Origin of the sequence: Curtobacterium sp. MCBD17_013, from assembly GCF_003234565.1 — a bacterium.
Classification (GTDB): domain Bacteria; phylum Actinomycetota; class Actinomycetes; order Actinomycetales; family Microbacteriaceae; genus Curtobacterium.
The window spans coordinates 14,025-26,022 of the sequence record NZ_QKTU01000009.1 but is presented as its reverse complement, the minus strand read 5'-3'; the positions used below and the strand labels follow the sequence as shown (position 1 = coordinate 26,022).

Annotated in this window: 14 protein-coding genes; 4 read left to right on the top strand and 10 right to left on the bottom strand. The window is 72.0% G+C overall.

Annotated elements, in window-relative coordinates:
• The first annotated feature begins 38 nt into the window (after positions 1-38).
• Entirely contained in the window at positions 39-371 is a 333-nt protein-coding gene (locus DEI81_RS16705; protein ID WP_309146670.1) for a triose-phosphate isomerase, read from the top strand.
• Here the strand turns inward: DEI81_RS16705 and DEI81_RS10810 are convergent.
• Entirely contained in the window at positions 319-1,731 is a 1,413-nt protein-coding gene (locus DEI81_RS10810; RefSeq protein WP_111010732.1) for an MDR family MFS transporter, read from the bottom strand. The genes DEI81_RS16705 and DEI81_RS10810 overlap by 53 nt on opposite strands.
• Positions 1,732-1,789: 58 nt before the next feature.
• Between DEI81_RS10810 and DEI81_RS10805 the strand changes: the two genes are divergently transcribed.
• On the top strand, positions 1,790-2,461 hold the full coding sequence (locus DEI81_RS10805; RefSeq protein WP_111010814.1) for a TetR/AcrR family transcriptional regulator: 672 nt from the start codon (positions 1,790-1,792) through the stop codon (positions 2,459-2,461).
• A gap of 239 nt (positions 2,462-2,700) precedes the next feature.
• On the opposite strand, the gene DEI81_RS10800 is transcribed toward DEI81_RS10805, so the two are convergent.
• Complete coding sequence (locus DEI81_RS10800; protein WP_258368649.1) at positions 2,701-3,399, bottom strand: NAD(P)-dependent oxidoreductase; 699 nt, start codon at positions 3,397-3,399, stop codon at positions 2,701-2,703.
• Between the two features lie 84 nt (positions 3,400-3,483).
• Here DEI81_RS10800 and DEI81_RS10795 point away from each other — a divergent pair, with 84 nt between their 5' ends.
• Positions 3,484-4,347: a PhzF family phenazine biosynthesis protein gene (locus DEI81_RS10795; RefSeq protein WP_111010731.1), complete on the top strand. Its 864-nt coding sequence runs from the start codon at positions 3,484-3,486 to the stop codon at positions 4,345-4,347.
• Here the strand turns inward: DEI81_RS10795 and DEI81_RS10790 are convergent.
• The 5 genes from DEI81_RS10790 to DEI81_RS10775 form a co-directional block, all read right to left on the bottom strand.
• Positions 4,344-5,336 carry an IS481 family transposase gene (locus tag DEI81_RS10790; protein ID WP_111010730.1) on the bottom strand — a complete coding sequence of 331 codons (993 nt, stop codon included), beginning with the start codon at positions 5,334-5,336 and terminating at the stop codon, positions 4,344-4,346. The genes DEI81_RS10795 and DEI81_RS10790 overlap by 4 nt on opposite strands.
• 121 nt (positions 5,337-5,457) lie before the next feature.
• Entirely contained in the window at positions 5,458-5,628 is a 171-nt protein-coding gene (locus tag DEI81_RS16245) for a hypothetical protein (RefSeq protein ID WP_181434976.1), read from the bottom strand.
• A gap of 165 nt (positions 5,629-5,793) precedes the next feature.
• A complete protein-coding gene (locus DEI81_RS10785; RefSeq protein ID WP_111010729.1) occupies positions 5,794-6,468 on the bottom strand; it encodes a response regulator transcription factor in 675 nt (224 codons plus the stop codon).
• A complete protein-coding gene (locus DEI81_RS10780) occupies positions 6,465-7,811 on the bottom strand; it encodes a sensor histidine kinase (protein ID WP_111010728.1) in 1,347 nt (448 codons plus the stop codon). Before DEI81_RS10780 ends, DEI81_RS10785 begins: the two co-directional genes overlap by 4 nt.
• The gene (locus DEI81_RS10775; RefSeq protein WP_111010812.1) at positions 7,798-8,835 is read right to left on the bottom strand and encodes a type II CAAX endopeptidase family protein; all 1,038 of its coding nucleotides are present in this window, start codon (positions 8,833-8,835) and stop codon (positions 7,798-7,800) included. Before DEI81_RS10775 ends, DEI81_RS10780 begins: the two co-directional genes overlap by 14 nt.
• A gap of 256 nt (positions 8,836-9,091) precedes the next feature.
• Here DEI81_RS10775 and DEI81_RS10770 point away from each other — a divergent pair, with 256 nt between their 5' ends.
• On the top strand, positions 9,092-9,850 hold the full coding sequence (locus tag DEI81_RS10770) for a DUF805 domain-containing protein (RefSeq protein WP_181435390.1): 759 nt from the start codon (positions 9,092-9,094) through the stop codon (positions 9,848-9,850).
• A gap of 25 nt (positions 9,851-9,875) precedes the next feature.
• Here DEI81_RS10770 and DEI81_RS10765 read toward each other — a convergent pair whose 3' ends face one another.
• From DEI81_RS10765 to DEI81_RS10755, 3 genes are all read right to left on the bottom strand, one after another.
• Positions 9,876-10,772 (bottom strand): toll/interleukin-1 receptor domain-containing protein, encoded by an 897-nt coding sequence (locus DEI81_RS10765; protein ID WP_111010726.1) that lies wholly within the window; start codon positions 10,770-10,772, stop codon positions 9,876-9,878.
• A 98-nt stretch (positions 10,773-10,870) separates the two neighbouring features.
• Entirely contained in the window at positions 10,871-11,182 is a 312-nt protein-coding gene (locus DEI81_RS10760; protein ID WP_111010811.1) for an AzlD domain-containing protein, read from the bottom strand.
• Positions 11,179-11,943 (bottom strand): AzlC family ABC transporter permease, encoded by a 765-nt coding sequence (locus DEI81_RS10755; RefSeq protein WP_111010725.1) that lies wholly within the window; start codon positions 11,941-11,943, stop codon positions 11,179-11,181. The genes DEI81_RS10760 and DEI81_RS10755 overlap by 4 nt, the downstream gene beginning before the upstream one ends.
• Between the last annotated feature and the right edge of the window lie 55 nt (positions 11,944-11,998).

The window sequence follows — 11,998 nt, the reverse complement described above, 5'->3', positions numbered from 1 at the left end:
GTCGAACACGGTGATCCCGGGGTTCGCCAGGACGTGCGGTGTGCGACGCGACCGGACCCGTCATCGTGGCCTACGAGCCGGTGTGGGCGATCGGCGCCACGGCGCCCGCCCCCGACGAGCACATCGTCGCCGTGCTCGCCGGGATCGAGGCGTACCTCGCGTCGCGTCCCGAGCTCGCCGGCTCGCGTGCGATCTACGGCGGCAGCGCCGGGCCGGGCCTGCTCAGCCGAGGGCAGGGTCGCATCGGTCCACGCGATCCGCACGAGCGGCTTCGCGACCGCCAGCGCGCTGAACAGGGGGTTGCGGAGTGCACCACGGTCAGCGCGACGCCCTCGGGAGGAACGCAGCCAGCACCAACGGCACCGCGCTGAGCCCGAGCACCCACCAGAACGTCGCCCCGAAGGCACCGGCCGCGGCAGCCGGCGACCCCGCGGAAGCCAGGAAGTGCTCGAGGACCACCGCGACCACGGTGACGCCGAAGGGCGCCCCGACGCGCTGCACGATGCTGAAGGCGGCACTGCCGCGTGGGGTCTCGTCGTGGCTCAGGCTCGCGAACGCCAGGGTCATCACCGGGAGGGACGCGGCGCCCATCCCGACTCCCTGGACGAACTGCGCGACGAGCAGCAGGACGGAGTGACCATCGACGCCGGCGAGGGCGAAGGGGACGATCCCGAGCATGAGGAGCACCACGCCACCGCCGACGACCAGGCGGCCGTCGAGTTTCGCGGTGAGTCGGCGGCTGAGCACGATGAAGAGCATCGTGCCGAGGCCCTGCGGGATGAGCAGCAGGCCGGTGTGCAGGACGGAGGCGCCGCGGACCTGTTGGTAGAACAGCGGCAGGAGGAACATCAGGGCGTACATCGAGAAGCCGCCGACGAACGTGATGACGCTCGACAGGCCGAAGCTCCGACGTGCGAAGACGCGGACGTCGACGAGCGCATGGGTCCGGTTACGGAGCGCGGAGGCGACGAAGCCGACCAGGAGCGCGCCTCCCGTTGCGAGCGGGAGCCAGACGTCGGTCGCGGCGAACCCGTGGTCCCCGGTGAGCCGGCTGACGCCGTACGCGATGAGCGCGACCGCGGGGGTGAGGAGCACGAACCCGAGCACGTCGAACCGGCTCCCGCGCTGCGCGGGTGCGGACGGCAGGAACAGCGGGCCGAGCACGAGAGCGGCCAGGCAGATCGGGATGTTGACGAAGAACAGCCAGTGCCAGCTGACGGATTGCACGATGGACCCGCCGATGATCGGTCCGAGGATCGGCGCGAGCTGCCCGATGAGCCCGATGGTGGCGATGGCGCGGCCGATGCGCTCGCGGCCGGCCGCGCGGGTCAGGATCGTGATCGTCACCGGGAGCACCAGGCCGCCCCCGACGCCCTGCAGCACCCGGAACACGACGAGTGACGGGAGGGACCACGCGAGTCCGCAGAGCAGGGAACCGACCATGAAGGTCGCGACGGCGACGATCCACGCGGTGCGGGCGCCGAGGCGTTCGGACACCCAGCCGGACACCGGGATCACCGACACGAAGGCCAGGAGGTACGCGGTCGCGACCCACTGCGTGCGTGCGACCGACACGTGGAACGTGTGGTGCAGGTGGTCGAGTGCGATGTTGATGATGGTGGTGTCGAGCAGCGTCGTCAGGGCGCCCAGGACCAGCACGAGGCTGATCAGGGTGAGCCGCCGGTCCGTGACCGGGCCGGGAACGGCCGGAGCCGTGAGGGAAGTGGTCATGTGGCGTAAACTACACCGTGCAGTGTAGGAAGTACACCCGTCGGTGTAGTGTGGCGTGGTGGCTGCCGCGACCCCTCAGGACCCGACATCGAAATCGACATCGAAGACCATCCGTGCCGGGCAGGCGCACAAACGGAGCGCGATCCTCGCGGCAGCGCGGGACCTCTTCGTCCTGGACGGTGTCGAGCGCACGAGCATGGACGCAGTCGCCGCGCGCGCGAGCGTCTCGAAGCGGACCGTGTACGACTACTACGGCGACAAGCGCGGGCTCCTCCTCGGTGTCGTCGTGGCTGCGGGGGAGTCGCTCGTCGAGACGCTCCGGCGGGCCATCGCGGACCACCTGGCCGATGACGCTCCCATCGCCGACCAGGCCGCGCTCGAACGCGCGCTCGTCGGGTTCGCCGTGCAGATCGGCGAGACCATGCTCGGCTCTGCCGACTACGGGAGCACCATCAAGCTCATCGGTGACAACCGCGCGATCCTCCCCGAGCTCGCGCACCACCCCCTCAGCTCGGCACCGGAAGCGGCGCTCGCCGAGCGGATCGCACACTTCGCGGACGTCGGTCTGCTCGACGTGGACGACGCGTTCCTGGCGGCCGACCACTTCAACGCCCTGACCACCCTGCTGGCCATGAACATCCGGTTCCCGGATCAGCTGTCCACGGACGCGACCCGCAGGACGATGGCCGACGGAGTGCACGCCTTCATGCGGGCGTACGGCGCGCGCTGAGCCCCGGCGGCAGCACGGCGTGCTCGTGGTGACGTCGTCGTGGTCGTCGAACACCGGTCGTCCGGTCGAACACCGCGATCCCGGTGTTCGACCGGACGCGATTCGACCGGACGCGAGGTGTGCAACACGGTGGGGCCGCGGGTGCAGCGCCTCCCGTCCGATGCACGGCCCGGCGACGACGCGCGTCCGCCGAGCGACGGGGGACGCCGAGCGCCGTCGGACGCCAGGCGCGGCCGGCGTCAGTTGGCGACGTTCACCTGCGTGCGGTGCAGGTCCGTCCGCTCGATCTGGTCGACGAAACCGATGGCGTAGTCCTGCGCGGAGATCGCTCCGCCCTCGGCGACCACCGCGACGTCGGTGCCGACCCGGTACGAGCCGGTGCGCTCGCCGGGGGCGAAGGAGCCGAACTGGAGGGGCGGGCTGACGAACACCCAGTCGAGCGCCTCGGGGGCTGCGGGGAGGTCCTCGAGGACGAGGGCCGCGCCGCTCTGGACCTCGTGGTGCAGCTCGGCCGGGACGGCGCTGAGGTCCTCGACGTAGCGGGGCGCCCCGGGCGCGGGACGGAGCGACGAGAACCCGCCGACCACGAACAGCCGAGCACCGGCGGACGCGGCCAGCCGCGCGATGGTGCGGTTGACCTCCCGGAAGGTGTCGGTGAGGTCGCCGCGCGGGGCGAGCGCGGCGACGACGACGTCGGCGTCCTCGATGACCGAGGTGAGGACGGCTTCGTCGGAGGCGTCGCCCTGCACGTACCGGACGCCCGGGACCTGGTCGGTCGGGAGCGAACGGCTGAGCGAGGTGACCTCGTGACCACGGGACACAGCCTCGGCGACGATCGCCGATCCTGCGTAGCCGGTGCCGCCGATGACGGAGATGCGGGAGATGGGAGCCTTTCGGACGGAGGAGTGCACGGGCGCGACGAGTCGGCCCGATTCCACGGTAGGAGCGCCCGTGAGAGAGCGGAAGTAGGCACTTCAGGGTGCCTGTCGCGCCCCGCTCGCCGGGCCCGGTAGACATACGGCATGAGCACCGCACCCAGGACGCTGCAGTTCCGCGCCTTCACGACGACGAGCGACGACCCGCGGTCCGGCAATCCGGCGGGGGTCGTGCTGCACGCCGAGACGTTGACCGACGCGGACATGCTCGCGATCGCCGGCGAGCTCGGACACAGTGAGACCGCGTTCCTCACCGCCGTGACGCCCAACTCGGCGCGGATCCGCTACTTCACGCCGCGGGCGGAGATCGCGTTCTGCGGCCACGCGACCATCGCGTCGGGCGTGGCGCTGGCGCGGAACGGCGCCGAGGGCGTGGTCGACCTGACCACGAACGCCGGCGTCGTGCCGGTCGCGGTCCGTCCGGACGGCGCGACCCTCACCGCCGTCGCGACGACCGTCGCACCGCTCCCCGACGCGGTGCTCGGCGAGCTGCTCGACGCGCTCCGTCTGTCGTCGACGGACCTCGACCCGGCGCTGCCACCGGCGTTCCTGTCCGGGGGCAACCCGCACCCGCTCGTGCCCGTCCGCGACGGCGTCCTCGCCCGGCTCGACCACGACGGCGACGCGGTGCTCCGCCTGCAGGACCGGGAGGGATGGGACGGCACGATCGCGGTCGTGCACCGGGTCGACGCCACGCGGTTCGTGAGCCGTCACCCGTTCCCGCGGGGCGGTGTCCGCGAGGACCCGGCCACGGGGTCGGCTGCCGCCGCGCTCGGTGCCTACCTGCGGGACGGCGGCCACGTGGCGGTCCCGGCGGTGCTCACCGTCGAGCAGGGTGCGGAGACCGGACACCCCTCACGCATCACCGTCGAGGTCCCCGCGACGGGTCGCATCCGGGTGAGCGGGACGGTGGAGGAGCTGGCGGGGCCCGGTCTCCGGCCGACTGCCTAGATGTACTGCCCAGGGAGGTTGGTCAACCGAGTGATCGGTGACCGGTTCCCGATGGCGGTGTGGGGCCGGTGGTGATTGTAGTGATGCAGCCATGCCGGGAGGGCGTTCCGGCGGGCGTGCTCGGTCGGGTAGTGCCGTGAGAACGCCCACTCGTCGGCGAGGGTGCGGTGGAAGCGTTCGATCTTCCCGTTGGTCTGCGGCCGATAGGGGCGGGTCTTCTTCGGCGTGATCTCCAGCTCAGTGCAGGCCTCGCGCCAGGCGTGGGACTTGTAGGCAGAGCCGTTGTCGGAGAGGACCCGCTCCACCCGGACACCGCGTGCGGCGAACCACGACACGGCCCGCCGTAGCACCCCGATCGCGGTCGCTGCTTTCTCGTCGTCGTGGATCTCGGCGTAAGCGACGCGGGAGTGGTCATCGATCACGGTGTGCACGAACGCGGTCCCGATCAGCGGGCCGCGATGCTTGCTGCGGCCCTTACCGGGCGTTGCTGACCGGTTCCGCCCACCTTGCTGTCGGCCGACGTAGCGCCAGCCGCCGCCATCGGGGATGTTGCCGAGTTTCTTCACGTCGACGTGGATCATCGCGCCCGGACGTTCGTGCTCGTAACGGCGCACGAGTTCGCCGGTGCGGATGTCGATGTGGTGCAGCCGGTTCACCCGACAGCGGGTCAGCACGGCGTGCACTGTCGAGGCCGGCATGCCGAGTTGCCCGCCGATCCCAACGGGACCGAGGCGCTTTCGCCAGCGAAGTGCGACGACCTTCTTCACCAGCTCAAGGCGGGTGCGGTTCGGGGACCGGTGCGGACGGGACGAGCGGTCATGCATGCCCTCGGCGCCCATGGCCGCATACCGGTCGGCCCAGCGCTTCGCGGTCGGCCAGGACACGTGGAAGAACAGGGCTGCGTGCCGGACTGGCCAGCCGTCATCGACGATCAGACGACCTATCCGGAGGCGTTGGCGTGGTGTCAGGGCAGCGTTAGCGTGGGACACGAGGACCTCCTGCGGAGAGTGTGTGAACTAGACAGCTCCACTCCACTGCAGGAGGTCCTTCTCACATCCCAACGACTACAGCGAGTCGTCGCAACACAACCAACGTCCCTGGGCAGTACACCTAGACCCGCGACGCGCCGCCCCGCACGAGTCGGATGACGAGCAGGATCGCGGCGACGACCAGGACGATGATCCCGACCGTGATCAGGAACTTCAGGGTCGCGACGAACGCGCCGATCAGCAGCAGGATGATGCCGATGATGGCGAGGGTGACCCACAGGGCGTGGTTCATGATGTGTCCTTTCGAAGGGGTGACGTGCCCTTCTCGGCCGGACGGTACGCGTTCCCCGGCGTCGGCGACCGCCGTCCGCGCGAAGTCGGTCCGACCTGATCGATCCCGCGCGCGTCTTCGTGGATCCTGGGTCCGGCAGCCGCACACTGGTGCGTCCTGCTCCGGTCACCGCTCCGCGTCGGGCACCGTCACGACGCGGTTCTGGTACGCCCAGACGACGGCCTGCAGCCGCGATCGCACGCCGAGCTTCGGCAGCATCCGGGCCAAGTGGGACTTCACCGTCGAGACCTCAACGACGAGCGCGGCCGCGATTTCCTCGTTCGACATGCCCTGCGCCAGGAGCATGAGCACGTCGCGCTCCCGCTCGGTCAGCAGCTCGGTCCCTCGCCCGCGTGTCACGGGCTGGAGCGCGCGCCGTTCGACGAACTCGCGCAGCACCCGGCGGGTGAGCGCCTGGTCGAGCGTGCCGTTGCCGGCGGCCACCTGCCGGACGGCGGCGACGATGGTGTCGGGGTCCGCGTCTTTGAGCAGGAAGCCCGACGCACCGGCCTCGAGCGCGCCGAACACATAGTCGTCGAGGTCGAACGTCGTCAGCATGAGGACCGGGATCGGGGGATCCGCCTCGGGACCGCACAGGGCCCGTGCGACCTCGATGCCGTCCACGACGGGCATGCGGATGTCGAGGCACGCGACGTCCGGGTGCTCCGACCGTGCGAGGGCGAGTGCCTCGCCACCGTCCGTCGCGACGGCGACGACCGCGATGTCGGGTTCGGCGTCGAGCAACGCGGACAGACCGGCGCGGACGAGGGGCTGGTCGTCCGCGATGAGGACCCGGATCACGACGGCACCTCCGCTCCGACGGCCGGGGCGTCAGGACCGCTCGCCGCCCGCGGGACGACGAGGCGGACCTCCCACCCGCCGTCCTCCGTGGGACCGTACCGCAGGTCGGCGCCGACGAGGTCGGCTCGTTCGCGCATGCCGACGAGCCCGTGACCGCCCGAGGAGGACCGTGGTGCGGCCTCGCGTGCCGGTCCGTTCCGCACGACGACGGTGACGTGGGTGTGCTCGCGGTCGTCGAGCTCGACGGTGGTGGCGGCACCCGGGGCGTGCAGGGCGGCGTTCGCCAGGGCCTCCTGGACGGTCCGGTACGCCGCGAGCTGCGCGAGCGGACCGACGTCCGAGCCGACCGACGGGCTGGTCTCGGGCTCGCCCCGCAGCACCCGCAGCGTGACCCGGCCGTGCCGCTGCGCCCGCGCGACGAGGTCCGGGACCGCCGCCAGGGTCTCGACCGACCGCTCGGCCAGGGTGTCGTCGCGGAGCAGCCCGACGAGCCGCCGGAGGTCGTCGAGCACCGCCGTGCTCTGCTCCCGGACCTGGCGGACGGCGGCGTGGGCACGCTCGGGGTCGCTGTCGATCTGCCGGTCGATCACGGCGGCCATGAGCGCGATCCCGGACAGGTGGTGCGCGGCGATGTCGTGGAGCTCCCGCGCCATGGCGGCTCGCTCCCGGGACACGGCCGCCTCGACGCGCGCGTCCTGCTCGCGGACCACCGCGTCCCGCTCCCGGAGCACGGCGTCCTGCTCCCGGACGACCGCGTCCCGCTCGCGGACGACCGCGTCCCGCTCGCGCGCCCGCGCCACGCGGACGTCCAGGCGCGACCGGACGACCAGGGTCACGAGCAGTGGCAGGCCGATCACGGCTCCCGCCTGGCCCAGCCCCTGCGTGATCGCCTGCACCGGTGTCGCGCCGTAGCCGGTGAGCTGCCAGACGGCCTCCTCGATCCCGACGCCCACCGCCGCTGTGACGAGGGCGGGCCACAGCCACGCGAGGGGCTGCCGGAGCACCGCGAGCACGACCGCCACCATCACCGCGAGCGTCGACAGACCGTGCAGCACGGACGGGGCCACCAGCACGAGGACGGCTGCGAGCACCGCGACGGCCACGAGCGTCGTCCGCGGTCGGTTCCGCGCCCACAGCAGCACGCACGCCTGGGCCGTGAGCACGGCGGCGACGACCCACCAGGACGGGTCGGCGGGCGAGGCGAACTGGATCTGGGCCGAGTCCGGATCCCCCGCCGCCATCGCGGGTGCGCCGAGCAGGAGCGCGATCACCGCGACCGCGTCGGCCGCGGCGACCAGGACGTCCACCCGCCGCACCCGCGGGCGGGCCTCAGCGGTGACCATCGCTCGAGTCTACGAGTGGCGACGCGGAGGGCGTCGGGGCAGCAGCGGGTGCGGTGCCGGCCACGACGGCGGAGGCGGCGTCCTCCGCCGGGCCGGTGCCGGGCCTCCCGGCCGTGCCGGCGGCAGGACCGCGGTAGCCGAGCCGGCCCCGCGTCGCGACCACGATGACGACCGCGCCGATGGTCGAGGTGATGAGCAGCGCGAGCAGCATCGTCTCGGCACCGATGCCCGGGAACATGTCGCTCCACAGGACCGACGCCGTGGTGTTGACGCTGACGTGGAGGAGCACCGCGAGCGGCAGGCTCTCACCCGACCGGTTGAACACCCACGACATCACGACGGTGAACGCCATGCAGAACCCCACGAACACGAGCGGTTGCGTCCAGTGCGCGGTCGGCCATCCACCCCAGTCCGTCAGGAACAGCGGCAGGTGCCACAGCCCCCAGAGCGGCCCGAGCACGAGCGCGGCCCGCATCGGGCCGAACCGGCCCTGGAGTCGCGGCAGGGCGAAGTCCCGCCAGCCCGGCTCCTCCGCCAGTCCGGTCGTCACGACCTGGAGGAGCAGCGCCGGCACGTAGGCCGCCAACGCCAGCACGGACGGTGCGTGGACGACCCCGCCGGCGAACGGCAGCCCCGACAGCACGATGAGCACCGGAACGCCGAGCAGCACCGTCACGTACCACTGCCACCGGACCCGCCACCGCCACAGCCGGCCGGCCCACACCCGGAGGCCCGCACGACCGTCCGCCGCGGCCGTCACGACGAACGCCGCGGTGACCGGTCCGAGGAGTGCGCCCGGCAGGACACCCGACAGCTGCGCGGTGCCGAGGACCTCGGGGAAGTGGAGGTCCCAGATCCCGAGACCGTGGGGCGACAGGATGTACGGCAGCCACGCCAGCCAGCTCGTCCCGAGGGCGAGCACGGCGAACGTGCGGAGCGGGTTGCGGGCGACGACGCCGCGGAGCCCGCCCGGAGCGGGCCTCGTGCTCCTGCGGTCCGTCCCCGGTGCGCTGATGGTGGTCATGGTGCCTCCGTCGATCAGGTGGCCGCGGTTCGACCACATCCCGACGGTAGGAATCGCGGGTGCCCGGCCTCGACGGGCGGAGGGACGCAGCCCGCGATCTCCATCGGAGGATGCAAGGGGCCGGTCTGCGCCCCTCCGTCGATCCTGCGCATGCCGACGACGAGTGCGCATGCGCCCGCATGTCCCGTTGTCGTCCGTGTGAGCACCGGCGCGAGCAGGCATGCGGCACTGCGTCCCCTGCCACTACGCTCCGACCATGCAGCTCTCGCGCAGTGCACGGCGACGACGACGAGCGGCCCTACAGGTCGTTCGTTTCATCTGGCTGTCGTGGTCGCGACAGGTCCGGTTCGTCGGGCTGCGGTGGCGCCGGCAGCTCCGTGACGCGCCGCAGCAGTGGCGTCGTCAGGTCAGGCAGCCCGAGCCCGTCCGGTACGCCCTGCCCTGGGTCGCCTGGGCTCGGTTCTGGACGCGGGGGCTGGTCTGGTCGGGGCGCGCCAGTCGGTCCGAGTACTGGTGGTGCATCGCCCTGGAGGCCGGACTCGCCGCGATCGCGACCCTGGTCGTCCCGTGGGCGCTCCCGTCCCTGCCGGGGCACTGGCGGTTCTTCGTCGACCCGTTCGGCGCGACGACGTCGCCGACGGCGAGTGTCCTGCTCGTGCTCGACCGGGCCACCGGCACGAGCGAGTCCTTCGGCAGTGGTCACAGCGTGGCCGCGGATCCCTGGGACTGGGCGCTCGTCCTGCTCGTGGCGCTGACCGCGCTGCCCCGGTGGTCGATGCTCGTCCGACGCCTGCACGACGTCGACCGGAGCGGGTCCTGGGTGCTGGCCGTGTGGATCGTCCCGTGGCTCGGGGCGCTCCTCGTCGGGCTCCTCGTCGTGGGGCGTCCGGTCGCCCGGGGAGCCCGGTTCGACGCGGTTCGGCCGCTCGGCGCGGGCATCGGTGGGCGGGTGGCGCGCGGGGCTGCTCGGGTGCTCCGGCGTGCTCGGCGGCAGGGGCGGCTGGGGCGGGTCTGAGCCCGCCGGAACGCAGACGCGCCGGTCACATCCCGAACGGCTCGATGTCCATCCACGATGGTCCGAGCGGGAAACCGAGGGCCATCGCTCTCCCCTTCACTCGCCGCTTCGCGATCTCGGACAGAGCGTCGAACTGCGAGTCGGCGAACTGCCTGCGGGTGTCTTCGCTCTCGGTGTCCAGGGCGAGGACGGCCTCGATCACGTACCGCTGGTAGTTCGAATGGCCCATGGACGAGGTCAGGGGGATGAGTTCGAGCGGACTCGTGCCTGTTCCGAGCAACGCCATGGCCACCTTGAACAGCCGCGGAGTCGTGAGGTGTGATCCGGTCAGCGTGGTGCCCAGCTGCAGGAGTCGTTCCGCCCCGCCGTTCTCGATCAGCCGCCGGAGCACGCTGTCGTAGACGACTCCTTCCCCCTCGAGCACGTGACGGAGCAGGGTCTCACCGTCCGTCCTGCGCTGCTGACCCCGGGCTTCTGCGACGCGTTCGACCAACCTGCCGGCGAGTGACGCGTTGTTCAGACCCCGGGGAGCGACGGCGTCGAGGAAGGACGTCATCGACGACGTCGAGCCCAGATCGGCGAGCTGGGACGTAGTCATGGGCGCGAACACGTCGGTCAACGGAACGTCCAGAGTGAGGACGTACGTCGTCTTGTCGGCCACCCAGAACGACGCCCACTCGGCCGCCATCCACGGTTTCGCGGAGAACTCTGGAGTGAGGAGCGTCACCAGCGCATCGCACGTTCGCAACGCCGTCCGGAGTTTGGCTTGCCACGGGTCACCAGGTTGCAGGTCGTCCACGTCGAGGAACGTCCGGGCCACCCCCGCGCGGAGGAGCACGTCCTTGACGACGGTTGCGACGTCGTGGTCGAAGCTGTCGTGACTGATGAAGAAGTGACGTTCTGCCAGCTCCTGCTCGCCCATGGTGGTGTTCCTCGCCTGTCAGGTCCTGGCCGAAGCATGACGGAGCCTGGCGCTGGAGGGAAGAGACGACCTGGCTCCGCGAGCTCCTGACACCCGCTTCAGGACCAGCCGAGCGCCCGCAGTACCGCGGCGGTCACGGCGGCCAGCGCGACCACGACGATGAACGGCGCCCGCAGGACGAGCGCGACGATCGCCACGACGAGCCCGGCCGCGCGCGCGTCGAGCACCAGGTGCGTCGCGGTCGAGAACGTCTGCAGGACGACGAGCGAGGCGAGCAGGGCGGCCGGGAGCATCTCGCTGACGCGGGCGACCCGGGGCTCCTCGAGCACGGCCGGGGGGACGGTGTAGCCGGAGAACTTGAACCCGTACGCGATCGCCGACGCCGCGATCACCGCGATCCACGCGGTCACGACGCGGCCCCGGTCGCATCCGGCCGGGAGGGCCGCCACCGGTCGGGCCACCACCACGCGATCACCGCGCCCACGCACGCGGCGGCGAGGACCGGGAGGCCCTGTGGGATCACCGGGATGAGTGCGGTCGTCACGATCCCGGCGACGATCGCGATGGCGACCGGTTGCCGTGCCCGCAGCCGCGGCCAGAGGAGTCCGATGAACGCGGCCGAGGCGGCGGCGTCGAGCCCGTAGCGCTTCGGATCGCCGAGCGCGGACCCCGCGAGGGCCCCGACGAGCGTCATGACGTTCCATCCGATGTACACGCCGAGGCCGGTCACCCAGAACCCCAGGCGACGGAGCGGCCGCGAGGACTGCGCGACCGCGACCGCCGTGGACTCGTCGATCGTGAGCTGGGGGACCACGATCCGACGCCACCCGCGGGGGAGCATCGTCGGACCGAGTTGGAGCCCGTAGAGCGCGTTCCGGATGCCGAGCAGGGAGGCGGCCGCGATCGCCGCCCCCGCGGTGCCGCCGCCGCCGAGGATCCCGACGAGCGCGAACTGCGACCCGCCGCTGAACAGGAGGAGCGACAGCAGGCAGGTCTGCACGACGCTGAGGCCGCTCGCCACGCTCAGCGCGCCGAAGCTCACGCCGTACAGTCCGGTCGCGACGGCGACCGAGACGCCCTGGCGGACGACGGCCCGCCGAGCGGTCGTGACGTCCGCCGCTCGCTCGGGGCCGTCGTGCTCGTCGGCGGGGGTGGGGGAGCCGTCGGTCATGCCCTCAGGATGCCGCAGGCCGGCTGCGCCCGGGCGCGCCCGCGTGTCCCAGACG